This window comes from Maribacter arcticus (genome assembly GCF_900167935.1).
In the GTDB taxonomy this organism is placed as follows: Bacteria; Bacteroidota; Bacteroidia; order Flavobacteriales; family Flavobacteriaceae; genus Maribacter; species Maribacter arcticus.
In genome coordinates, this window is the sequence record NZ_FUYL01000010.1 from 79,897 (window position 1) to 105,167 (window position 25,271).

At 36.2% G+C, this 25,271-nt stretch carries 24 protein-coding genes and 1 pseudogene; 13 read left to right on the top strand and 12 right to left on the bottom strand.

Features of this window, described 5'->3' with window-relative positions; genetic code table 11:
* Positions 1–157: 157 nt before the first annotated feature.
* The 6 genes from B5X55_RS15065 to B5X55_RS15085 form a co-directional block, all read right to left on the bottom strand.
* Positions 158–589, bottom strand: a complete 432-nt coding sequence (locus B5X55_RS15065; protein WP_079513462.1) for a hypothetical protein — start codon at positions 587–589, stop codon at positions 158–160.
* Positions 590–686: 97 nt separating this feature from the next.
* Positions 687–1,367 (bottom strand): rhodanese-like domain-containing protein, encoded by a 681-nt coding sequence (locus tag B5X55_RS15070; protein WP_079513623.1) that lies wholly within the window; start codon positions 1,365–1,367, stop codon positions 687–689.
* A gap of 2 nt (positions 1,368–1,369) precedes the next feature.
* Positions 1,370–1,564 carry a hypothetical protein gene (locus B5X55_RS18710; protein WP_143814514.1) on the bottom strand — a complete coding sequence of 65 codons (195 nt, stop codon included), beginning with the start codon at positions 1,562–1,564 and terminating at the stop codon, positions 1,370–1,372.
* 66 nt (positions 1,565–1,630) lie between these two features.
* Positions 1,631–2,188, bottom strand: coding sequence for a hypothetical protein (locus B5X55_RS15075; protein WP_234999756.1), 558 nt, complete (start codon positions 2,186–2,188; stop codon positions 1,631–1,633).
* 42 nt (positions 2,189–2,230) lie between these two features.
* Positions 2,231–3,544 (bottom strand): APC family permease, encoded by a 1,314-nt coding sequence (locus tag B5X55_RS15080; protein ID WP_079513464.1) that lies wholly within the window; start codon positions 3,542–3,544, stop codon positions 2,231–2,233.
* A 2-nt stretch (positions 3,545–3,546) separates the two neighbouring features.
* Positions 3,547–5,877: a multicopper oxidase domain-containing protein gene (locus tag B5X55_RS15085; protein ID WP_079513465.1), complete on the bottom strand. Its 2,331-nt coding sequence runs from the start codon at positions 5,875–5,877 to the stop codon at positions 3,547–3,549.
* 571 nt (positions 5,878–6,448) lie between these two features.
* Here B5X55_RS15085 and B5X55_RS15090 point away from each other — a divergent pair.
* Entirely contained in the window at positions 6,449–8,398 is a 1,950-nt protein-coding gene (locus B5X55_RS15090) for an outer membrane protein assembly factor BamB family protein (RefSeq protein ID WP_143814515.1), read from the top strand.
* 531 nt (positions 8,399–8,929) lie between these two features.
* On the opposite strand, the gene B5X55_RS15095 is transcribed toward B5X55_RS15090, so the two are convergent.
* Positions 8,930–9,574, bottom strand: coding sequence for a thiamine phosphate synthase (locus B5X55_RS15095; protein WP_079513467.1), 645 nt, complete (start codon positions 9,572–9,574; stop codon positions 8,930–8,932).
* A 750-nt stretch (positions 9,575–10,324) separates the two neighbouring features.
* Here B5X55_RS15095 and ggt point away from each other — a divergent pair.
* The 6 genes and pseudogenes from ggt (at position 10,325) to B5X55_RS15125 (ending at position 16,663) form a co-directional block, all read left to right on the top strand.
* Positions 10,325–12,022, top strand: a complete 1,698-nt coding sequence (ggt, locus tag B5X55_RS15100) for a gamma-glutamyltransferase (RefSeq protein ID WP_079513468.1) — start codon at positions 10,325–10,327, stop codon at positions 12,020–12,022.
* Between the two features lie 466 nt (positions 12,023–12,488).
* Positions 12,489–13,545, top strand: a pseudogene (locus B5X55_RS15105) (serine hydrolase domain-containing protein).
* Positions 13,546–13,607: 62 nt separating this feature from the next.
* Entirely contained in the window at positions 13,608–14,462 is an 855-nt protein-coding gene (locus B5X55_RS15110) for a CPBP family intramembrane glutamic endopeptidase (protein ID WP_079513469.1), read from the top strand.
* Positions 14,463–14,499: 37 nt separating this feature from the next.
* Positions 14,500–15,219: an NAD(P)-dependent oxidoreductase gene (locus tag B5X55_RS15115; RefSeq protein ID WP_079513625.1), complete on the top strand. Its 720-nt coding sequence runs from the start codon at positions 14,500–14,502 to the stop codon at positions 15,217–15,219.
* Positions 15,220–15,246: 27 nt separating this feature from the next.
* Positions 15,247–16,110 (top strand): alpha/beta hydrolase, encoded by an 864-nt coding sequence (locus tag B5X55_RS15120; protein ID WP_079513470.1) that lies wholly within the window; start codon positions 15,247–15,249, stop codon positions 16,108–16,110.
* The gene (locus B5X55_RS15125) at positions 16,103–16,663 is read left to right on the top strand and encodes a hypothetical protein (protein ID WP_394332851.1); all 561 of its coding nucleotides are present in this window, start codon (positions 16,103–16,105) and stop codon (positions 16,661–16,663) included. Before B5X55_RS15120 ends, B5X55_RS15125 begins: the two co-directional genes overlap by 8 nt.
* 316 nt (positions 16,664–16,979) lie before the next feature.
* On the opposite strand, the gene B5X55_RS15130 is transcribed toward B5X55_RS15125, so the two are convergent.
* Positions 16,980–17,717, bottom strand: a complete 738-nt coding sequence (locus B5X55_RS15130; protein WP_079513472.1) for a slipin family protein — start codon at positions 17,715–17,717, stop codon at positions 16,980–16,982.
* A gap of 326 nt (positions 17,718–18,043) precedes the next feature.
* Between B5X55_RS15130 and B5X55_RS15135 the strand changes: the two genes are divergently transcribed.
* Positions 18,044–18,643: a DUF6642 family protein gene (locus B5X55_RS15135; RefSeq protein ID WP_079513473.1), complete on the top strand. Its 600-nt coding sequence runs from the start codon at positions 18,044–18,046 to the stop codon at positions 18,641–18,643.
* 327 nt (positions 18,644–18,970) lie between these two features.
* Here B5X55_RS15135 and B5X55_RS19055 read toward each other — a convergent pair whose 3' ends face one another.
* Genes B5X55_RS19055 through B5X55_RS15150 form a run of 3 tightly spaced genes read right to left on the bottom strand, consistent with a single transcriptional unit; the run spans position 18,971 to position 20,102 of the window.
* A complete protein-coding gene (locus B5X55_RS19055; protein ID WP_079513474.1) occupies positions 18,971–19,180 on the bottom strand; it encodes a GDCCVxC domain-containing (seleno)protein in 210 nt (69 codons plus the stop codon).
* Positions 19,180–19,776 (bottom strand): mercuric transport protein MerTP, encoded by a 597-nt coding sequence (gene merTP / locus B5X55_RS15145; RefSeq protein WP_079513475.1) that lies wholly within the window; start codon positions 19,774–19,776, stop codon positions 19,180–19,182. The genes B5X55_RS19055 and merTP overlap by 1 nt, the downstream gene beginning before the upstream one ends.
* Entirely contained in the window at positions 19,773–20,102 is a 330-nt protein-coding gene (locus B5X55_RS15150) for an ArsR/SmtB family transcription factor (RefSeq protein ID WP_449405330.1), read from the bottom strand. The genes merTP and B5X55_RS15150 overlap by 4 nt, the downstream gene beginning before the upstream one ends.
* A gap of 591 nt (positions 20,103–20,693) precedes the next feature.
* Between B5X55_RS15150 and B5X55_RS15155 the strand changes: the two genes are divergently transcribed.
* A complete protein-coding gene (locus B5X55_RS15155) occupies positions 20,694–22,040 on the top strand; it encodes a transglutaminase-like domain-containing protein (RefSeq protein WP_079513477.1) in 1,347 nt (448 codons plus the stop codon).
* A 24-nt stretch (positions 22,041–22,064) separates the two neighbouring features.
* On the opposite strand, the gene B5X55_RS15160 is transcribed toward B5X55_RS15155, so the two are convergent.
* Positions 22,065–22,286 (bottom strand): hypothetical protein, encoded by a 222-nt coding sequence (locus B5X55_RS15160; RefSeq protein ID WP_079513478.1) that lies wholly within the window; start codon positions 22,284–22,286, stop codon positions 22,065–22,067.
* Between the two features lie 168 nt (positions 22,287–22,454).
* Here B5X55_RS15160 and B5X55_RS19150 point away from each other — a divergent pair, with 168 nt between their 5' ends.
* The 4 genes from B5X55_RS19150 (at position 22,455) to B5X55_RS15175 (ending at position 25,271) form a co-directional block, all read left to right on the top strand.
* Complete coding sequence (locus B5X55_RS19150; protein WP_262494163.1) at positions 22,455–22,583, top strand: hypothetical protein; 129 nt, start codon at positions 22,455–22,457, stop codon at positions 22,581–22,583.
* Between the two features lie 398 nt (positions 22,584–22,981).
* Positions 22,982–23,428, top strand: coding sequence for a hypothetical protein (locus B5X55_RS15165; protein WP_079513479.1), 447 nt, complete (start codon positions 22,982–22,984; stop codon positions 23,426–23,428).
* A gap of 94 nt (positions 23,429–23,522) precedes the next feature.
* Positions 23,523–24,707: a TolC family protein gene (locus B5X55_RS15170; protein ID WP_079513480.1), complete on the top strand. Its 1,185-nt coding sequence runs from the start codon at positions 23,523–23,525 to the stop codon at positions 24,705–24,707.
* 18 nt (positions 24,708–24,725) lie between these two features.
* Positions 24,726–25,271 carry a hypothetical protein gene (locus B5X55_RS15175; protein ID WP_079513481.1) on the top strand — a complete coding sequence of 182 codons (546 nt, stop codon included), beginning with the start codon at positions 24,726–24,728 and terminating at the stop codon, positions 25,269–25,271.

Sequence of the window (25,271 nt, forward strand, 5' to 3'; positions counted from 1 at the left end):
GAACTTTTTTAATGTTAGGTATATGGTTTATTGAGTGGATTAAATAACTAATTTAATAAGCAAATACTTGCCATTGGAAAATTCCTACGAATTTTCCAAATAAGCCAGAACAAGCAATAAATTATATGCGGAGTTGGTATTCGTATTTATTTTATCTTTAATTATGCATGCCTCCCTTATTTATTCCTTTATCGTTCATCATCTTCATACTGGAGTTCATACAATCTTCACTCAACATGCCCTCCTTATGCATAATTTGAATCATGTGACTCATCATTTTTCCATCTTTCATCATTGATTGCATCATATTCATTGACATCAGGCTATCATTCAAAATCATATTTAAATCTTCACCCTTCATCATATTACCCATTATATTTTGGTTGCCCTTCATCATCTGCATTGCATGGTCGTTGCCTTGCATGTTGCCCATGAATTCTGTCATGTAATTGTGGTTGCTGGCAATCGCATCAAAAAGTTCCGTTCTTGTTTCTGAATTTTCGAGCATTACATTAGTATCTGTTTTCTGTTCGCAACTAGATAGACTTACTAAGCCAATTGCCATTAAAATAATTGTTGTTGTTTTCATACTATTTGATTTTAAATTAATAATTGTTAGCGTATTTCAACCTATTCTTGATTGATTTTAAAATTCATTCCCCAACTGAAAATAGGCATTGCTATTTTCAAATTTGTTGTACTGGAAGACCTAAAGTAATCCAGTCATGCATTCCTCCCCTGTAGTATAAAATTCTATTTGCTGGACAACCTGCATCCAAGAGGTCTTTTATAGCTGTTGATGATTGTGGGCATTGTGGGCCATTACAAAAAAATATGCTGGGATTGTTTATGTCCAATTCATCCATTCTTTCTACCAACTCGGTGTAAGGGATATTTATTGAGCCAGGTATGGTTACTGAACCAGAGGTATTGGGCTTTCTCGCATCAATAATGGGCCAACCTTTATTGTGGTGATTATATACTTCTAGCTCTCCCACCGTATGCACCTTTTGTGCGGCCGTTATGGATTGAATACTGCCCCACGTTACGTCAACTTCTACTAAACCAGGTTCTGTTCCTATATTTTTGGGTATCATATGGTTCTCATCTCTTGTAGAGGTTCTACGCTCGGATATATCCTTAATTCTTGCCTTTAGTTCATTTATTTTATCTATTTCGGGCATACCAACAGATTCAATCTTGTCATCTACAAGCAATAATGGGGAATGTTTCAAATGATGCTTTTCAAAGAATTCGGGATGCTCCTCAGAATAAATTACTTTATATGGCAACCAAGCGGCTTGAAGCACTTTCTCTAGTATAGGTCTATGCTGACAGGTTTTGGTCGCTGCTATTATTATCTCCATAATTATTTTCTTTTGTTGAATTTGATAAATAACATTATCAGTAGTATTACAATTAGAAGTGTAAAAAACCACCATCCCATATGCATTCCCCAGTAATAGGAATCTCCATTATTGTGCATCATTTCTGAATGTTCAGTATTCTGGTTGCAACTACTTAAGGTTACTAATCCGATAATTATAATCGCTAATGTTCTCATAATAGTTAATTTATTTGTTCCTGATATTTTCATTTGAAATTACTCCAATCTTTGTGCAAGAATTTATTATCCTTCATTCTTCATATTCCCTTTCATCTTCTTCATCATTTCGGGATTTTTCTCCATCATTTTCTGCTTCATTTCTTCCATCATTTCAGGGTTTTCATCCATCATTTGCATCATCTTTGTTTTCATTTCTTTTTTCATCGTTTTGTTTTTATGGATTTCATCCATCAGCATTTTACGACCTTCTTCACTCGCCATCATTTTATCGAGCATTTTGGATTGCATCTTTTGCATCATCTCCGGATTTTTCTCCATCATCATCTGCATATGGGATTGCATTTTTGCTTTCATTTCAGGATTTTTCTCCATCATCATTTTCATATCTCCAGATTCCATTTTTTCCATATGAGCTTTCATCAATATCTTTTTGGCTTCTTCACTTTTTTGTGCCTCACTGATGAAATTGGCAAACTGAATAGGGTTTGAAATGATTTCTTGATAAATGGCATTTCTATTTTCATCAACCTGCAATGTTTCTGTGGCATTGAAAGCTGACTTACAGCTAACCACTGTACCAATTAAAGCCATAACCATTAGCGTTTTTACTATTGTTTTCATGTTTTTCATTTTATTTAATTTTAAATTATTTATATATATTTTTTATGCTGAATCCTTGTTGTTTTTGTTGGCTGTTAAAAACCATCTTTCTCCTAAAATGATAAGTGTTATTCCTACTAGTGCAACAATTATGACCGTTATATCAGTGCTCGCTTTAATCCATAAAAAGGCACTTAAGACTATGACATCTAACAGAATAGCCGTTATAATTATGGCTGAATTAGCTTTAACTTCTTTTCTTAAGTTTCGCAGTATACCCCATTGGATGCCGATGTCCATTACTAAATAAAATATGGCACCCAAAGATGCTATACGACTTAAATCAAAAAATATAGTTAGTACAATTGCAATAACAGCAACATAAACCAACATGTGCTTTTGAATATTACCGGGCATTCCGAAATGTTTATGAGGAATGAGCTTCATTTTTGTTAACATTGCTGTCATTCTTGATACAGCAAAGATGCTGGCTATAATTCCAGATATAGTAGCTACTATTGCTATACCAACAGTGAACCATAATCCGTACTTACCAAAAGCTGGCTTTGAAGCTTCGGCCAATGAATAATCCTTGGCTGCTACAATTTCTGAAATAGTTAAATTTGATGACACTGCAAATGCGACTAATAAATATATTACAGTACATATTGAAAGAGAAATTATAATTGCCCATCCCACATTCTTTTTAGGGTTTACAATTTCTCCACCGCTGTTTGTAATAGTTGTAAATCCTTTATACGCCAAAATAGATAAAGCCAATGCACCTAAATAATCTGTTGTTGCATAATTCGTTGAATTACTTAATGAAAAAGCATCTTGGAAAGAAAATCCAGCAGCCCAGAGCGCTCCTATTGCAAAAATAGCGATACCTCCAATCTTAATGATAGCCATAATTAATGATGACTTTCCAATAATTTCATTGCCAGAAATATTAATTAGAAAGGCACCCACAATTAGAATTACACCCAGTATGGGTACCCAAACACTGTTGTTGCCCACATTAAAGAGCTGTAAGGTATAAGAACCAAAAGTACGGGCGACCAGACTCTCATTGATTATCATTGAAAACGCCATTAAAAGCGCACCTGATGCTGCAACAGTTCCTTTTCCGTAGGCTTTGACCAAATACATAGCTATTCCACCAGAAGATGGAAATGCATTTGACATTTTGATATAACCATAAGCACTAAATCCTGAAATTATGGCTCCCGCAATGAAGGCAAGTGGAAATAAATTACCTGACAGTTCAGCGACCTGACCCAATAAGGCAAAAATTCCGGCACCAATCATTACACCGGTACCCAATGCTACAGCTCCTATTAGTGATAGACTGTTTTTTTTATAGTTAGTATTCATATTTAGAATCTTACTGATAGTCCGCCACCTGTACCAAAACGGTTATCGTAGCTTGCCATCAATGAAAAGTTTCGTGATAAAAAATATTCCACACCTGCGTTCCAAACAACTTCGTTTGCAAAATTGTCTGCTGCCGGAAGGTCGTCCACCCATCCAAAATCTGCTTGATACTCATAATTGCCGAATATGGCGGTCCTCGGGAAAATGATTAGTTCACGGCTCAAACTAATCTGTGGCCTCAATTTATTATCGATACGCACGTCAAGATTAAAGAGATAAGGTGTTAAATATCGAATTCCTACAATTGCTGTGGTTGAAAGTTCATCCAGACTATCTTCTATTTCATTTTCAATATTAACACCGCCAAACACTCTTAAATAATCGTGTAGATAACGTTCGTAGGTAACTTCTGCTTCCAAATTTTCATTCCATCCATATTCTGCCATCACATTGAACTGGTTACGAATGTTGGAAGTTGTAAAGTTAAACTCGGTCATATGAGATGCTGCATCCACCATAGCCCACGTATAATATTTATCGGCTTCAGTGAGCAATCCACTTATGGGATAACCGTTCAAACGGTCGTCTCTTGGCGTGTTATAACTGATAACCCTTGCCATCCCGCTCATCATATGGTACAGAATGTGGCAATGAAAAAACCAATCTCCATACTCGTTGCCATAAAATTCTATCGTAACTTCTCCCATCGGTGGCACATTAACGGTATGCTTCAAAGGCGAATATTCGCCGTTCTTGTTGATGACCCTAAAAAAGTGTCCGTGCAAGTGCATTGGGTGGTGCATCATCGTAAGGTTGTTTAACGTAATCCTTGTAACCTCTTTAGGGTTAATTTTTATCTGGTCAGTTTCGGAAAGTGGAACACCGTTCATACTCCAGATGTAACGGTTCATATTTCCCGTAAGGTTTAACAAGATTTCCTTAACTGGAACATCTTTGTCATAGGTTGTTTTTTCGGAAGACTTCAAGTAATCATAATTATATTCCGAAAACATATCCATTCCTGTTATATCAGAATCATCCATTTTCATTTCTGAATTTTTGGACATTTCCATATTCATTGCTGCCTTGCCGGCAGGCAAGTTTGAGTGGTCCATTTTGGAATGGTCCACTTTTTCATTCATCGTTGAATCTTTGGACATATCTATATTCATTACATCCATCTTCATTCCATATTCTTTTTTCATTTCAAAGCGTTCATCTTTTTTTGGTTGGAATTTTAAAGCGTGTGCACCCATTTTCATATCCATTTTTGCCATTTTCTGCATCATTTTAATTTTATCGGGTTTCGGAACTACTTCCGCAGGAAGCACTTTTCCGTTTCCAATATTTGCAGTTGCAGTACCCGAACCGTCTTGTGCCATTGCCCTGAACTCGATTTTTGCGTTTTGTGGAACGGTTACAATAAAATCGTAGGTTTCCGCAATAGCGATAAACGTTTTGTTCTTCTTTATAGGTTCAACATTAAGGCCATCGGCAGAAACCAGCGTGGGCATATCTCCGCCAAAAGTCATCCAAAATTGACTGGATGCCGAACCGTTTATGATTCGCAACCTGACTTTTTCCCCTGCTTTAAAATCGGGATATTCGGGCTGTTGCTGTCCATTGACCAAAAAGGCTGGGTAATAAATATCCGCTATGTCAGCACCTTCCATTCGTTGTCTCCAAAAATCGAGCTGTGCACCAAATGCACCACGAGCAATTACTTTGTTAAGTGGGGTGGATGTTCCTTTTTTCATTCCGTACCACTCGTTACCACGTTTTAGATTTCGCAGTACGTTCATTGGTTTTTCATTTGTCCAGTCTGAAAGCATCAAAACCAAATCTTTGTCATAATCCAAGGTTTTTTCCTTTGGGTTTATAACAAGAGAGCCGAATACGCCACTTTGTTCCTGTAACATCGTATGGGAATGATACCAATAGGTGCCATTTTGCGTTATTGGAAATTCATATTTAAAGGTTTCGCCTGGGCGAATGGGTGGCGTGGTTAAATAGGGAACACCGTCAAAAAAATTGGGAATGATAATTCCGTGCCAATGGACGGATGTTTCCACACTCATTTCATTTTTTACATAAATGACCGCATACTCGCCTTCGGTAAATTCCAAAGTTGGGCCTGGGATTGTGCCGTTTACGGTCATTCCCTTTACCTCTTTTCCTGCTTTGATTACCATTTCTTCCTTGATAATCAAGGTGTATTCGTGAACTGGCAGATTGTCATTGTTTCCTTCTCGGGACTGCTCATAAAGGTTTTGACCAAAGATGGTTTGGCATCCTAATAAAATAAGTAGTGATATGTATTTCAAATTCTTAATTTTTCTAATTAATATCTCGTTTAATAAAAACCATTTCGGTTTAATAGATTACCTCTTTTGACGTAATAGTTAACTCTTTTGACTTAATAGTTAACTATTGACATAATCCAGCCCAAAAGCAAGCATAGACTGCTTTCCTTTTATTTTAATTATTCGACTTTTTTAATAGATAGGTGATAAATATCGCATTTGCGCAATTCAGTATGTACTGCCAAATTTTTAGAATTGATATGAAAATTTTCCAGAGGGAAATTCAATTCATCTTCGACATTTACTAGAACAGTAGTGTCTCTATTTTAATGATACTATAAGGTAATCAATTCTAATGAATAAGCATGCTATAAAACTCTTTTACTTATTCCTGTTCATTTTAACGTATTTGTAATCGCAATATATCGACTAAGCTGTTTTCTTCATCACGGAGACCTAGAGTACAACTACGTTTTTCAATGGTATAGGTATTTAGGTCTATAGGATGCATATTTGGTTCCGATAGCGTTGAAATTGAAAAGTAGAATAGATAGTAATAAACAGACATGTACTGCGTTCTATCTAGACTAAAAACCAGATTATGAGACAGATAAAACCACTTTTTTTATTACTGATGATGTTTCCGTTACTATCCTTTTCTCAGGTAGAGATGAAATGGAACAAAGAGGTACCTACTAAAATCTTATGGCAAGAAGTTACTTCACTGGGCAACCTTATCGTTAGTTCAAGAGAAGAATTGATTGGTATAGATACCGAAACAGGAGAAATTAGTTGGGGAAAAAGGGCCTTTGGTAATCTCGAGAGAGCGGCTTTCGAAGAACTTCCCAATAGCCCGTTTTTTTCGGTAACCACAGACCATAGCTTAGATCTCATCGATCAGTTTAGCGGTAACGAAGTCTTTAATTCTAAAAATGCCGGACTTCAAAAGGTTGCGAGCTATCATTTATTGTATAACTCAGATGCGATTCTTGTTTCCGGAACGGATTACAATGAAGAACCATTGATGGTTTCCGTAAAAATGTCAGATGCTAGTTTATCATGGTCCATGAATGAAAAATTTGGCCGTATCGTTACTGCCAATGAACTGGATAATCAAGAACTTCTTATCGTAACCTTGTTCAACAACTACAAACTCAATACAGATACCGGAGATGTAATTTGGAAGAAAACGAACTCCAGGGAAGCGGAGCAAATAGACAAAATGGGGAAATTTGGCGCCTTATTGAAGCAGGCCGCGGAGCATGTTTCCCAAGATATGGATATACAACTACACTATTACCAGCCCGAAGGCAGTGATGTCTTCTATTTGGGGTCACAACAAGAGCGACAAGGCGGCATGACTACATCTTCCGGTACTACCTCCATCAACTATACCAATCACTATAACGCGTATAATATCAATGATGGTAGTTTGGTATGGAATGAAGAATTAGAGGTAAATGGGGCGCTCAGCCAGGTTAGTTTTTTAGATAACGGAATGCTTGTATTGCCCGATGATGGCAATAGAACAAAAATAAACCTGTTCGACTATAAGACCCGTGAAGGGCTTTGGGGGAAAAAGGGCCGTGGTATTGCCATCAAAGGCGGAGTGTATGATTATTTAGAATCCGGTGATGGTATTTTGCTGGTATCGAGGACTGCTAATAAAGATTTTCTTAACTATTTAGACCCAGTAGCTGGGGCCATTACCTTTGAAAAACCCGTCAAAGTAGATGGTACGGTGGTTGGTATTGTGCCACTGGCAAATGCAATCCTATATATTACGACCGAATCGATGAACATTTTGGACCATCATACGGGTACACTCAAGTGGAACAAAAGTATTCAAACCAGTCCTAGACTTACCGCTGAGCATCAAGATAAAATCTATGCTTTTGATTACAGTTCCGGACTTTTAAAAGTTGTGGATAAGTCAAATGGTCAAGTCAGTGATTTTTCACAAGTAGCACTTCGCTTTGAGGGGAAGGAATCCCCATCGAATCTAGAAATTTTGGAGGATGGTATTTTTATACACTCTGATCAGAATGTTGCCAAATTTAATTTTGATGGATCTCTGGTCTATCAGGAATATTATGCAGCACCCAAGGAAGCGGGCTGGAAACGTGCCTTGCTATATGCCTCATCGGTAAGGGCCGCATATATTGGTGCCGCCTCATACTATGTTTCAGGGGCCATGGCCGCAGCCGAAAATGACGTACGTCAAAAAGACGAAGCAGCAGGAGAACTGGTATCTCAAATAGGAAACGCCTATGGGGATTTAGGCAATGCCGCCTCAAGTTATGCCGGTGCTGCCTTTAGAAAGGCGAATGCCCGACTCAAAGCCACTAAACAAGGTAGGGATTTTATGTTCATTATGTCCAAACAAGAAAAAGACATCGTCTTGTTAAAAGTGAGTAAAACTACGGGTAAAGTAGCGGGTGAAATTAATCTTGGTAAGGACCGTGAGCCCTTATATGCGGTTGACGATATTACCGGACAAGTGTATTATCAAACAGGAGACGCTGCACTTACCTCTTATATGGCGCGTTAACAGATCACCGTGAGAAAAGCTATTGCATATGGCTTTCTTTAGGCAAGCTTGGTGTGTAACACAAAAAAGATTGTAACTATTTTAAAAACGTATAACGTATTGCTATTTTGATTTACGGCATAAAATTAAGAGGTCTAGCAGACCTCTTAATTTTGAGCCCGTTGGTGCGGTGGTGAAATTGGCGCCTCACTTTCTTTTCTATCGCTGCATCTCACCGAAAAAAGTAATTGCCCACCGCGTAATCACTTTTTATCGCACCTCAAAAGGTAATGACATCGAAGAATGAAATGAGGCCTATGCCACATCTTATTTAGAGATGCATGAATACCTTTAAAAAACAAAAGACAAGCTATTTATAAACGGGTATTATACGACCTTAGCCCGAGAGCTATCGAGAGGAGTGGAGTGATCCCCAATTTTAGTATAAGTGCATGATTTCTTTACTATACAATTACAGGCTATTAATTTGTGTGAAATGAGATGGATATAAAGGAATCTTTATTAGCGTGCTTTTAAATTACAGTAGTTGTTTTATTCAAATGTATGCCGTTGTTCTTGCGTTGAAGATGCGTTTAGTAATTGATGAAATGCTTTTATAGTATCAAAATTGCTAGTAATTTCTTCCGATACTGCAATCCCAGAAATACCTGTTTCTAATAGCGCTGTAACATCTGCAGTGGTGATGCCCCCAAAACCAATAATTGGGGTTTCGGTTTTTAAAGCTTCTACTAGTAATGTATACCCATTTAAACCTAAAACGGGATTTGAACTGTCTTCATTTGTATTAGATCTAAAGGGACCCAAATTCATATAGTCCACTTCTTTGGCAAGTAGTGTTTCTGCGTCTTGCAAGGTATTTGCTGAGCCACCGATTATTTGCCAAGTGTATAGCTGTTTTCGCGCTATAGTAGGGCAAGTATCCGTTTTTTCTAATACAACACCATCTGCTTTGATTGTTTTTGCAATCTTATAATAGTTTTCGAGTATTAAGCTTGTTTGAAAATGAGAGGTGATTTCTCTAGCCTCTTCAGCTATCTTTAAAAACTTTTTTTCTGAAACATTATTTACACCTAATTGCACTAATTCTATACCAGAAGTACACGCCTTTTGTATATTTTCTAAAACCTCTTTTGGTGAGACTCCTTGGGGTATATAATGTAGTTTAGGAATTATCATGTCTTTGTTTTTAGAGGTAAATGTTGCTCAATCAGGTTGGTAAAGTTACGAATGTATGACGGCATATTTTAAAGTATACTATGATACGAAAAGAATAATGTAACCTAGAACAGGATAACACAAATTAGTGGTTATCTACACGAGAAAATTTAATTGCATATTTTGTATTTATTTTTTTCGGATTGACTTAGTGGTTGGGACACTATAGATTCAAATAATTTAGTTTGTTTTTGGTGTGACAAATTTCATTTGTTTTATACTAATGGTATATAAACCTAATTTTCAAAACCATGATGAAAACAGCTAAAGAAAAAAGTATTAAGAAATTATTTATCAAATTCTATAAATGTGAATTACGGACATTTAAACGCATTCTTGGCTTAAAGTGAAGATTCAACAACACATTGGGTACAGTATAAAAATATAAGGTCTGGGAGACCTTATATTTTATTGATTGTTCCGATAGCTATCGGGAAGAGGGGAGTGTAATGTGCGCCGAATGGAATCAATACTATGGTTAATAAATAATTAAAATGATTATCAACATTTTATTCTATTAGAGAGTATGATTCCTTTTAAATTTAGTTTCTATCGTATTTTATCTAATTTAGAAGTCAACTTTTTTTCGAATAGTCTGGCAAGTTGAATCCACTATTCCTATATTTAATGGAATAAATCAATTATTAAATCCAATCTAATTATTTGAACCATTTTGGTTCCAAATAAGTACTACTTTTTAAAAATTTGAAAATGAAATTTTTACTTTCCATTATTTCCTTGCTTGCCTTAGGGGGCATGGTAAATGCCCAAGATCGATTAACCGGTGAAACCTTTACTACGCGCTCTGAAATTTTGGCACAAAACGGCATGGCAGCAACAAGCCAACCGTTGGCCACCCAAGTCGCTTTAGATATCTTAAAAAAGGGAGGTAGTGCAATTGATGCCGCAATAGCTGCCAACGCTGTGCTAGGACTTGTGGAACCGGCGAGTTGTGGTATTGGTGGCGATGTCTTCGCAATAGTTTGGTCCGCTGACGAAAAGAAATTATATGGTTTAAATGGTAGTGGTAGGGCACCCAAATCCTTATCTATTGATTATTTCATGGAAAAGGGATTAAATTATGTTCCCTTTTATGGCCCATTACCAGTATCGGTGCCGGGCTGCGTAGATGGTTGGTTCAAGTTACATGAGAAATTTGGCAGGTTATCCATAGAAGAGATTCTGCAACCTGCTATAGATTATGGCAGAAATGGATTTCCCGTATCAGAAGTCATTGCCTATGAAATGGCATCGAACTATGAAGGGGTAAAGGATCAACCGGGTTTTGCCCAAACCTATATGCCTGCTGGTAGACCTCCGGTTAAAGGAGAAGTATTTGTAAATCAAGATTTGGCCAATACCTATGAACAAATTGCCAAAGATGGTCGCGATGTCTTTTATAAAGGTTCCATTGCGAAGACCATCGATAGCTACATGAAAAAGCATGGCGGATTTTTAAAGTATGAGGATTTGGCAAGCCATACTTCCAATTGGGTAACGCCGGTTTCTGTGAACTATCGGGGTTATGATGTTTGGGAACTTCCACCCAATGGACAGGGTACCGCTGCACTGCAGATGTTGAATATTCTTGAAGGATTTGATATCGGTGAAATGGGCTTTGGTAGTGCAGAATATTTACATGTGCTTACAGAAGCCAAAAAGTTGGCCTACGAAGACAGGGCCAAATTTTATGCAGATCCCGAATTCAACAAGATTCCTTTAGAAATACTATTATCAGATGAATATGCTTCGCAACGAAGGAACCTTATGAGTCCCGACAAAGCTGCAGATACCTATCCCGCTGGTGATATGGAAATAGAAACAGGGAATACGACCTATCTGACAGTAGCCGATAAGGAGGGCAACATGGTTTCGTTCATACAAAGTATTTATTCTGAGTTTGCATCGGGTATGGTACCTGATGGATTGGGCTTTGTTCTTCAAAACCGCGGACAAATGTTCAATGTTCAAGATAGGAGCCATGCCAATGCATTGGAGCCTGGTAAACGCCCATTTCACACCATTATTCCCGCATTTATCACCAAAGACGGGAAACCCTGGGTAAGTTTTGGTCTTATGGGCGGAGCAGTACAGCCTCAGGGCCATGCACAGATTGTGGTGAACATCGTTGACTTCGGAATGAATTTACAAGAAGCCGGAGATGCACCAAGAATGCGACATCGGGGCAGTTCACAACCTACAGGGTCTAAAATGACCAATGGAGGTACCTTATATCTTGAAAGTGGTTTTGACCCCCAAACCCTAAGGGAATTAAGTAAAAAAGGCCATCGTATTGGTTTTGGCGTGGGGATGTACGGTGGGTACCAAGCAATAGGTATTGATTTAAAAAATCAAGTGTATTCGGGAGCATCAGAATCAAGAAAGGATGGTCAAGCCGGAGGGTATTAAGATGCAAATTAATACAATTGGCATCTTTGTTTCATAATATCTTTCATTATGAAACTTAAGCTTTAATTACGGCATAAAAATATAAGGTCTAAGAGACCTTATATTTTTTGAGCGCCCCGATAGCTAACGGGAGTTGCGCTGGCGTATTTGGTGCTACACTTTATTTTGCACCGCTTCATCTCACCGAAAAAAGTAATCGCCCAAAGGGTAATTACTTTTTCTCACATCTAAAAATTATCTTATTAAAAGGTAATGACATCGACAAAGGAGATGCATGAATACCTTATCCAACAATAACCAAATATGAATAAATCTAAGAATGAGATTAGGCGCTAGGCATTAGGTATACAAAAATCAATTCATCCATAATATTTAACAGTTCGGTAGTTAACAGTTTCTTTTTATTGCAATCTGAAGAATATTTGTAACGTAAATAAAAAGTAATAGAAATTATTATATTGAATTAATGAAAAGCAATACACGAAATATAAATAAAGGAAAGCAAATTTTTAGAATAGTATTATTAGTTGGCACTTTTATTTCTTTATGGTTTGTACCTTGGATTTTAGTAAAGGCATGGATATTACCACTTCCAGATACTGTTCAGGAGCAAGTAGATCAATCTTTAAGTTATGGGTTTGATGGTGTCATTGTATATGTTGATGAAAAAGGTAAACCACCAGCATTCTATGCAGCTGGTTATCATAACCGAGAACAGGAAATACCAGTCAACCCTAAAGCTTTATTCAAAATTGCAAGTATAAATAAGTTATATGAAGCTGTAGCAATCACTAAATTAGTATATGACAAGCGTTTGTCTTTAGATAAAAACACTTGCAGATTACTTTCCAGAACTAAAAGGAAGAATTGAAAATGCTGAAAGTATTACTTTAAGAATGCTAGTACAACATAGAAGTGGGATACCTAATTTTACGAATACACCAAATTTTTGGAACGACCCAACGGAATCTAGTGAAGCAGCTTTAGACCTAATCCTTGATTTACCAGCTAACTTTAATCCAAATGAAGATTACGAATATTCGAACACCAATTATTTGTTGCTTTCTATGCTTATTGAGAAAGTTACAGGTCAACCTAATTTTCAGTTTATAAAAGAGGTCATATTAAATCCTCTTGGGCTTAAAAATACGTATGGTTCGCTTAAAAATATAAATATAGACGACTTAATGAGTGGGTATTATATTGGTGTTGAAGAAGATATAAAAACAACTGACTATGGCTCTATGATTGCTTCGGCTGAAGATGTAGGCATCTTTTTAAGAGCTTTAAACGATGGTTCATTGCTTAACAAAAATGAAATGGACATCTATGCTTCACTTTATGAGTTTAATCATGGTGGATTGATTCCAGGTTACCAAAGTATGGCAGAATATCATAAAGATATTGATGCAGTTGTTGTTCAATTTATGAATACAACCGATTTTGAAGGCTACCATTGGAATCTGTTACAAATAACGCATACACGAGTTGTTAAAATCTTACGTAAAGCGAAGCATCAGTAAAAAATGACAATGATGTAACAAATTTTACGCTATCTCGTCATAAAAACAGTAACCAACTAATCATGACTGAGCTAAACAAAACAAAAAATCAAACTTGGAAATCAATAGTTTTATTCTTAGGTATTCTTACCATACTTAGCGCAATTTGTTACTATGCTATATTAAAATTAAATCCAACAAGCATCTACATTGGCGCATTAATGATGTGTCCTGCTATAGCATCGTTTATCACCTTAAAACTTATGAAGCGCTCGATTACTAGCTTACCATGGAGTTTAAAAAATACTAAGTACTTAAAGTTATCTTACGTATTGCCGGTAAGCTACATTGCTATTTCCTATTTGTTAATTTGGGTATTTGGTTTTGGAACTCTTGGAAATCAAGATACGATTACATCGTGGTCCCATGAATTAGGAATGACAGAATTCAATACACCTATCATAGTTATAACTATGATAGTGCTGTTAGCTATTGTTGGTGTCGTTAAAAATATTGGCTCAACCTTGGGTGAAGAAATAGGTTGGCGTGGCTTCTTTGTGTTTGAACTTAGAAAAGTATTACCATTTGGAAGCACTTCTATTCTTAGTGGATTAATTTGGTCCATTTGGCATTGGCCTATACTTTGGTTAATCTATAATGGAAGCGGTCAGCTTTTCTTTCATATTGCAGCTTTTACGATAATGATTGTTGCCATTTCGGTTATTATGACCTATTATACTTTTAAATCTAATAGCTTGTGGCCAGCAGCGCTTTTTCATTCAGTGCATAACATTTTCATTCAAAAGGTATTTACACCAATGACAACATCGAATGAAAGCAGTTCATTTTGGATAGATGAATACGGTTTTATGATTCCAATTGTCGCTAGTATTTTTGCTATTGTGTTTTGGAGGAAAGCACGAAAAGAGAATTTATAGAATTACCCAAAGTATAGTTCAATCAAAAAAAATCAAAATGACAGTTTTAGTAATAGGAGCAAGTGGTGCCACAGGCAATAAATTAGTTGAGCAACTTCTAATTCAAAAACATAAAGTAAAAGTAATTGTAAGATCTCCTGAAAAGTTACCAAAATCATGGAAAACCAATGATAATCTGCAAATTATCTCTGCTAGCCTATTAGAATTAAGTGGTAACGAGATGAGTGAAATTGTACATGATTGTAATGCAGTTGCTTCTTGCCTTGGTCATAATTTAACTTGGAAAGGAGTTTACGGGCAACCTAGAAAATTGGTAACAGATGCTACTCAACGATTATGCGATGCTATTAAATCAAATAATCTGCAAAGCCCAACAAAGTTTGTTTTAATGAATACTACAGGCAATCGTAATCGAGACGTATACGAACCTATATCTTTTGCTCAAAAATGTGTTATTGGGCTTCTTCGTTTATTATTACCACCTCATGTAGATAATGAAAAAGCTGCAGATTATTTACGAACTCAAATTGGTCAAAAAAATACTTCTATTGAATGGGTTGCCGTTAGACCAGATGGTTTGATTAATGAGGAAGAAGTTACCGATTATGAGATACATCCTTCACCAACACGAAGTGCAATTTTTAATGCAGGTAAAGTGAGTCGTATAAATGTTGGTCACTTTATGGCTAGTTTAATTACTAATGACGACTTATGGACTAAATGGAAAGGGCAGATGCCAGTAATTTATAGTAAATAACATTAAGATTAAATCTATTAGCTAAAAATGAAATCATTATACAAGTCTGAAACAGGAAAAGCAGAAATTTTAAACCTTTATAACCAAAAGTTAAAGGGTCTAAATATCAATTATCAGTATCAAGACGTTGAAACCTCTTTTGGTAAAACCAATGTAATTATTGTTGGAGATGCCTCAAAACCACCAATACTAATTGTTCATGGTTCAAATGGTTGTGCACCAATTGCCCTGGAAACCTATTCAGGTTTAGAAGCGCATTTTCAAGTTTTTGCAGTTGATGTATTGGCACAACCCAATAAAAGTGCAGAAACACGGTTGTCAATGAAAAATGATGATTATGGAAAGTGGTTACACGAAGTAATTGATCACTTAAAACTAAAAAATGTAACACTTGCAGGATTTTCCTTTGGAGGATTGGTCATTTTAAAAGCATTAGAGTTTAAAGATGCCAATATAAAAGAAGTGTTTCTAACGGCGCCTGCATATCTTGTAAATGGAAATCCTTTAAAAGCATTGTTTAAAGTGTTCATACCCATGAAGCGTTATATAAAAACAAAAAAAGTAACATATGTAGAACGCTTTTTAAATGAGCTGTTTACAGAAAAAGACGCCTTTGCAATAGAATTCCTATCGAAAGTATTTTTACATTTTAAAATGGACTTTTCGCCAGTACCCATTATTAAAACGCAAGCTGCCAAAGCTATAAAAACTTCAATTACACTAATAGCAGCTAAAAATGACTTGATGTTTCCTGGCGAAAAAATGATTAAACGTGCCAATAAAATATTCCCTTCATTAAAGAAAGTAATACTATTAGAACAGTCTAAACACGTTCAAAATAGTGTTGATAATAAACGAATTGTAAATCTTATACATGTTGATTTTGAATAAAATTATCGAGAAAAATATATCAGGAAAGAAAGTTTTTGGGCTCTTCATTCTAACCAATTTAGTTTATGCTTTTATGCTAATGGTTACAATTCCGAAAACAATGGCATTTTCTAATGGGCTGAAGTTATTAGATATGATGCCAACAGGCTATGATTTCAATTATGTAAACAAATTGTTCAGTACTCTTGACGACATCGGGCGTGAAACGTATCTAACCAACCAAATACCTGTAGATATGATTTATCCATTACTCTTTGGGGTTTCCTATTGCTTAGTTATGGCATATTTTCTAAAGAAAATAAACAAACTTCATACACCATTTATTTATCTATGCCTTTTGCCCGTTATTGCAGGAATTGCAGATTATCTCGAAAACCTCGGAATTATCTCAATGCTTAATAGTTATCCAGATTTTACTGAAACAGCAGTTCAAACAGCCAGTATCTTTTCAGTAATAAAAAGTATCTCAACCACAATATTTTTTGTTGCTTTACTAGTAGTCTTAATACTGCTAGGTATTAAATTACTAACAAAAAAAAGTAGTACTATTTAAGAGGTATTTAGCCCAAAGATATATAACAACTCTAATAATTTGATTGGGCTTTATCTGACAACTTCCATTGGTTGCGTTCTATGGTGTAAACAAAACTTTTAGTACCACGACCATTAAAGAAACCATAAACTAGCAATGAATAAACAGGTATTATGCGAGCTGATTCCGATAGCTACCGGGAGGTGAGGAATGTACTATGTGTGGCATGGCCATAGCGTTCCGACGTTACTATACTGTAATACTATAAAAGACGTTCATCTTTAGGAGGAATTAACGCAATACATAGGATTATTGAAAAACTATTCAGCTTCTAAGTCTACTCTTCTTTTTTTCTAGGCATCATCTCTTCTGGGAAAGGAAAAAGTATAGTCGAATTTTTTTCCGCAGCAATATTAGACAAGGTTTGGTACAAACGCAATTTGATAGCTGATGGAGACTGATCAATTAGTTTTCCTGCCTCTAATAGTTTACCTGCCGCTTGTTCTTCGGCCAGAGCCAAGATAATTTGAGCTCTTCGCGAACGTTCTGCCTCAGCTTGATTTGCCATCATACGGCGCATGTTCTCGGGCAATTGAATATCTTTTATTTTGACATCACTTATGATAATGCCCCAATCTTTGGTTTCTTGTTCAACGATCTCCTTAATGTTCTTGCCCATTTCTTCACGTTTTGAAAGAATGGTATCTAATTCCACCTTACCACAAACATCCCTTAACGCAGCTTGCGAAAGTTGCGTAATAGCAAACTTGTACTGTTCAACCTCCAAAACCGCTTTTTCTGGATCGTTTATTTTAAAAAAGACCACCCCATCAATACTACAGGGAACGTTGTCTTCGGTCATGACTTCCTGCGAATCAATGTTGAAAGTAATTACTCTTATATCAACAATTTGAATGGTTTCAATAATAGGAATTATCCATCGAAGACCAGGTTGTAGGGTTTTGATATACTTTCCAAATCTAAATTTAATTGCTCTTTTATATTCAAAAATGATTCGAATGCCAGAAAAAAGAAACACCCCGACAACAATGCCGAGTATAACGAACTTGCTCATGATATACTATATTAAAGGTTATTAATGGGGACTGCTATAAAAGTCACTGAACCAAGGGGAAAGAAATATGTAATGGCTCTTTGTCTTCGCAATCTTAAATCGCATTGTGAACTATTTAAGTTCAACTAAAGACGAAAATTATGTCGCATCTTCAAGTTACGCCTTTTTGGTGAAAGTTCCTAAAAGGTAATTAAACACTTATGAACTGACCAACGGCAGGAGGGGAGGGTAATGTGTATAGAACAGTATTTTATATGAAAACGCTGAAAAGAATAGAAGAGTTACAGTAATTTTGTGGTTCATATACTTTACATAATTTCAGAAACTTGTTAGAGAAAAGACAACAATTACCCCAAGAACAATCTATAGATACTGATTATTTCATTTATTGCTTAGAAGGGGTTCATGATATAGAAACGGACAAGGTTACCGAAGCACAAGAAAACTTGGAACAATTGGCCATGAAATATGGAATAGCAAGTATTTATAAAACGTGCGACACCATTGAAGGACTAGAAGATAGCTTAAATGCACTGGTCTTGGATGATCATAATTTTAAAGACTATGAAATCATCTACTTGGTTATGGCCGGTGAAGCAAATAGTATTTGTTTAAATGACTACTACTATAGTTTACAAGAAATTGCAGAACTATTTGAAGGAAAGTTAAAAGGAAAGATTTTACATTTCTCCAATGCAAAAGTTCTAGATTTAGACGAAGAAGAAGCACAATATTTTTTAGATATCACTGGCGCAAAAGCTGTTTCTGGCTATGGTAATGAATATAATGGAATAAGCAGTTCAAACCTTGATAAGGCATTCTTTAACTTATTTAAAGAAGATGATAATATGTTAGAGGTTGTAGAAGAGTTGCACCAAAGACATTACAATGTCTGCAAATTACTTGATTTTAGATTGTATTATTAAACCCAAGATGAAGGTATTTAAAATCTACCTTAGACTATAGCTTTTTATCGAATACAAGATTTTTACTCACGAGTTTTTTAAATAATCAAGGATCAATTAAAAAAGTTGCGAGTTGAAGCGGCTGGCATAAACCTAAAAGCTCTCTTGTAATCAATAATCAAATAGGGTAGAAGTTTATTACCAGTTAGAATATTTTCTAGATTATTGGAACTGAGCGCCACCGCGCCAGCTGGCTCCATCACTAAAAATGTACTTTTCGCCGCCGCATCGTCGCGCTCAAAGTATACTTTGACGTATCAAGAAAAAAAAGAAAAGAACCTTTACTGGTTAATTACAGCAACTAGAACCCTCTTGTATCGGAGGGCATTTTACTGTTCCATACGAACAATAAACACAACAATCTCCTTCTTTGGGCTTTAGTACTATTTTACAATTTTCACATTCATAGAAGAACTGACATGCCGTTGTGGGCATCTTCTCTTTTGCTTTATGACCGCATTTAGGGCAGGTAATTGTAGATTCTAATTGTATCTCCATTACTTTATTATTTTGTATCCTGTGCTTAATATGGCAGTTTCTATTTTCTCAAGGTCAACTTTGGTTTCATCATATTTTACGATTGTATTAGCCGCCTCATAATCTGCTTTAACATGGAGTATTCCATCAAGTTTGGTGACTTCACTTTCAATATGCGCTTCGCAACCCGTACAGGTCATTCCTTCAATGGTTACTCTGATTTCTTTAACATTCGATTGCTCGATATAAACGATTTCCTTAATTGCATCTGGACTGGAATAAAAAATATGGGAGTAGGATGGAAATGCCAACATGACTCCAGCGAACAGCGTTATCAAAAACAAAAAACCTTTGGAATTAATAAATTTTGGTTTTTCATCATCACATTCACAATCAATTTCGGCTGCGGTTTTAGGTTTGAATTTTTGGTGCCATGCAAAGGCTAGAACCAAAACATTAAAACCAATTAAATAAGGTCTGAAAGGTTCTATCCAAGAAAAGGTAGACGCTAAACCCGTAGTTCCTGCCAATACTGCAAGTACAGGCGTAATGCAACATATAGATGCCGCTAGGGCAGTTAGCATAGATGTTCCAATCAATTTTTTATTTTCAATCATACCGCTATATTTTCCGTATTCAACAAATCGAGAATGGGATTTAATGTCGCCAACTTGTCTTTGTTAAGCGCATAAAAAATCGTCTGAGCTTCTTTTGTAGCGTAGATTAAATCTCTATCCTTTAGTTTTCTTAGGTGTTGAGATATTGCTGATACGTTCATTTCAAGTATATCGCTCAAATCACAAACGCATAGTCTTTTTTCTCTTTGGAGCAAGAATAGTATCTGAAGTCTAACCTTATTTCCCGCAAGGTTGAGAACCTCGGCAATATAACTTAACGGTTTGTCTAGTGCTGCAATTGAAGACCGACAGTCCATTATCTGCATAGCATCGGCTTCCAGTCGAATACATGTATGGTTTTCCATACATCAAAGATACGTATTTTAGCATTTGCTTAAATAGAAGAATACATTAAACTATCATAACTGATCCCAGGACAAATAAAATAGCGCTGAAATGCGCTATTTTATTTGCTATAAATGTTCTATAATGTCTTGCATTATGACACTTTGCTTGGGTACGGCACAAAATATAAAGATTGGGAATCTTTATATTTTTGAGCGGGTCGCGGTGCTGGCCTTATTTTATAATACACTTTCTTTATTTTTTTTTAAAGGTTTCTTCAAAAGGTAATGAAACCGAGCACTTTTCGAGGTTCATGAATACCTATAAAAATAATAAACCAGCAATGTATAAACAGGTATTATGCGAGCCAACGGTAGAAGTAATGTGTGTGAAATGGAATATCCTATCTTATAATTCAAATTAAGCTTCATTATTTTTAATTCTATTTCGTTTTTAAGTTTGCGCTAAATTCAAAGATAGTCTGCCTATTTGCATCGAGTTAAGCGGAATGCTATTTATTGGAGAACGACGGAATTATCGTAAATTCATATAAATATTAATCCTGTCATAGAATGAAAAACCTTCGAGTTATTTTTATCTTTTTGTTCGCAATGATGATGGCCTGCAATTCAAGTACAAAGCAAAAAGAAGAAAAAACACTTGCCGATAAGAACATCCCTAAAGTAGTTACCGCTGATATTGAAGTCGGCATCGAAGCCAATATCGCTAAAAAGGTAGAAGAAGGGGAGGGCTATTTTAATATGACAACAGAAGAGGGAAATCTGCGTCTGCAATTGGTGCGCGTACATACGGAATACCTTTCCAATTTAGGTCCACGACGTCATTTTGCCTGTGTAGATCTTGCCGATGTAAGTGGAGATGTATACGATGTTGATTTTTTCTTAGAAGGCGATCCTGGTAGCATGACCGTAACTGAAACGACCTTACACAAGCTAAATGGCAAACCTTTTTACACTTGGAAACAGCGTAAGGATAAAACGTGGTATAGAATGCCTGTCCTAAATGCAACATCCGATTTGCTTGGAGTCATCGAAGGAGAAGATAAATTTGAATTTCATTATGAAGTTACGCTACCTGAAATGAAAATAGCTGCTAAAATGTGGATTCCAATGCCGCAAAGTGACCGTTTCCAAACGGTTAAACTATTGAATATTGAAACTCCGGTAGCATATCAAATACTCGAGGAGAAGAACAACGGAAATTCTATTTTTTATATGGAGTTTTCTTCGGAACATAGCGGCAAGAAATTGGAACTAGTCTACGATGTAGAAAGGCAAGAGAAGAAGCCTTACGAGGAAGCATCGTCTCCAACAAAATATTTGAATCCCAGCATCCTAATGCCTGTAGGTGACCGGTTTCAAGTGTTGGCTGATTCCATTATTGGACTAAAAAATAATGAGAGTGCTATTATGCAGGCAAGAGCCCTATATGATTATGTAACCGACAATATGAAATACATCAAGGCGGGCAAGTATGGTACGGGTGATGCAGTGTACGCATGCGACACCCTTACCGGCAATTGCACCGAGTTCCATTCGCTCTTTATTTCTTTAGCTAGATCGGCAGGTATCCCCGCACGTTTCGCCGTAGGAGCTTCCATCCCTTCTGATCGCGACGAAGGAGGTATCGATGGGTATCACTGTTGGGCAGAGTTTCATGCAGAAGGAAAATGGTGGCCTGTGGATATCAGTGAAGCCAATAAATATTCTGCTTTAGCAACCTACTACTTTGGCCGGCATCCGGCAAATCGTATCGAATTCAGCCGAGGTCGGGATCTTCTAATCGAACCTGGACCGCAAATCGGACCCATTAACTTTCTCGCATATCCAGTTATGGAAATAGGTAAAACTCCGGCATTTCCAGAGACGTTTTTTTCATTTCGCAGGAAAGCGGAGTAAGAGCGTTCAGAAAAACTGGTAATCCTACCCTGATACAGAATCCTTCACAGGATGTTCTTCGCCTTCTTGAGCAGGATGTTCATCACCTTCTTCAGTCGGGTGTTCTTCGCCTTCAGGATGCTCTGCCTGTTCTTCGGTTTTTTCTTCCTTTTTTTGATCCCTGCAAGAGCTCAAAGAGCCAGCTGCAATAAAACCAAACAGGAGCATAACTAAAGTGAAAGATTTAAGTTCTTTTAATCGGTTCATAGTATGAATTGTTTATTAATTATAAAATATAGTATATCAGGTAATTAGCACTCGATGTAACTAAAAGTAACGAATTTTACCTGAACGGTATGAATTGACTCCAAATTTATACTGCTTTTGATGATTGTTTTGGCCAATGGGTAAACTAATACTACAAAACGTACTATAATGTCTTGTGTTATTCGGTATAAATGGGAAAGGTCTGAGTGGCCCATATTTTTTGGATGGGTAGAAGCGTTGGCGTATTGCGTATTGAAGGATGAACAGATTCATCAATTAGGAATTTACTTAAATTAGAAATAACTTATTGCTATTTGATATAATGACGGATTATGGTACAAATGAAAATATGCGTCGCAGACACCTCTTAAAAGAAGTTGATGACCCTGTTGTGAGTTTTAATCAATTCTCAAAGGCTGAGGGATATTTTACATAATATAGAATTATAGCTTACAAGCTGAATGTTCCTATAATCTACAAACTCTTTTTTGTACTATAATGTTCCGCGTTATGTAACTTGAGCTTTGGTAAAAGCGAAAGTTTAATACATCATTTCCTTTATTTTTTTCTTCTAAAATGTTTCTTTACGATGTTAATGGAACACTCTTTTTACGAAGCGACGATAGGAGAGTAGTAGAATGTGTGTGGATGGTTATATACTGTAATTGATAAAAATAATACTATATTTGTTTTCGATGCAAAAAGCAAATAAAATAGCAGCATTTTTCTTTTTAGGCTTGTTTAGCTTAATGATACTGCATCAAGCTTTCCCACACTTGCATCATCAGCACGCCGATTCTCATTCCCATACAAATATTGCACATTCTAGCGAACACCATCATCACGATGATAGTTCCCAAGAAGAAAAAGAAGAAGATTCCCCTTATGGGTTGTTAGGATTCGTTATGGATATGCATATCCATTCTACGGTGGCCAGCGATTTAGTCTTACTTGAAAGAAATACAATCGAGAAACAGACCATTGTTGACAAGGATGTTGCAAAGAGTACTGTTGATATTAAAGGGGTTTTTTCAATTAAATATAGGCAAAATAGCAAACCGTCTGTTTATCATCCACCTAATAAATATTTTAATTCTTACCTCTCATCTCTCGACTCACGAGGCCCACCATCTTTAGGTTAATCGATTAGGACTATAGTATCGCTACGGTACTTTTTCCTTTTAAAAATTCAGACCTGTCTGCCGACAGGCAAGATTTAACCTAAAATTTCACATAATGAATAAACACATCGTGTCCGCAATTTGCGGATGCCTGTTCATTGTTAATGGTTTCTCACAGGATAAAAACATAGAGGAACTACTTAATGAAATAGAACAGAATAATACAGAGTTAAAAGGCTATCAATCGTTTGTTGAAAGCCAGCAACTCGAAAACAGGAGTAACAACAATTTGCCCGACCCACAGCTTTCTGGCTTTTATTTGCCATTTGGCGATAACGCAACTGGAAATTATACCGAATATCAAATATCTCAATCTTTTGAATTCCCAACGGTATATGCTGCACGTGGCAAATGGAACGAATCTAAATCACAACAGTTAGCGTCAGCCTATGCTAATAAAAGATTGGAAGTCTTATTGAAAGCAAAAAATACGCTTTTGGAACTTGCTTTCTTGCAAAAGCGAAAAGCTATTGAAACGGAAAGAAAAACCCAGAGCAAACAGGTTTTTGACCAAATCCAAAGACTTTTTGATGCAGAACAGGTTGGCATTTTAGATTTGAATAAAGCAAAAATCGCTTGGATTCAAGAGCAGTTTGTTGTGGAACAGATTGAAAGCGACATCCGAATTTTGCTTTCCAAACTCAAAACGTTGAACGGAGGTAATGCAATAGATGGTGTTACATCTGGTATTGCATTGCCTATAGAAGTTGGTACGGTAGAAAGTCTTTGGCAGGAAAAATTAGCGAAAGACCCTTTACTACAAGAATTAAAGGTCAATGAGACAGCTTCACTTCAAAACGTAAAACTGGAAAAAAACAAAGCGCTGCCAAACGTTGCACTTGGCTATAATTATCAAGGTGTTAGCGGTAGTAATTATTCTGGATTTTACGGTGGACTTTCAATTCCATTATGGAGTAGCAAGAACAAAGTAAAAGCTGCCGAAGCAAGTTATGAGTATCAGCAGTCTAACACGCAGGTAGTTACCACTTCACTTTATACACAGTTTCAGGAAACCTTTAATCGATACGAATTGAAGCTCGAAAAGTACTACGAGTATCAAACCACTATGCGTAATTTAAATAGTGAGCAATTACTTTTTAAGGCTTATATGTTGGGCGAGTATTCATTTATGGATTACTATATAGAGCTTCAATTTTACAGAAATGCTTCAGATAAAATGCATCAAATGGAAAAGGAATTACAACTGCTTCAAGCACAATTATTAAAACATCAATTATAAACTTTAAAATATACAATTATGAAAATTTCAAAAATAATATTCGCTTTAGCTATAGGCTCAATTATTACCGTAACCTCTTGTAAAGACGCTAATAAAAAAACAGAAAATACTGAAGAACACGGTCACGAACATGATGCAGATGGCAATCATAAAGAAGACAAAGTTGCTGTTGGACAAGAGGAGTTTAATGTGAATGGAACATCTAAAAACAATGAAGAAAATAGCGTAACTAATGAACAAAGCAATGAAGCAACAATTGTCGTAAAAGCTAATAAGGCCTTAGAATATAAATTCAAGGTAGGTCAATATGAAAAGTTAGAATATGAGTGGAATGCTGATGCGCCTCTACGCTACGATTTTCACGGAGATCCAGAAGATAAAGACAGTTATCCAAAAGGTTATTTTGAGAGCTATGCTAATGGTACCACAGATGCTGCAAAAGGGAAAGTAACTATACCTTATAAAGGTTCTCACGGTTGGTATTGGAAAAACACAAGTTCAAAAGACATCACTATTACCTTAACTACTAAAGGAAATTACAACATCATAGGTGTAATTCAATAA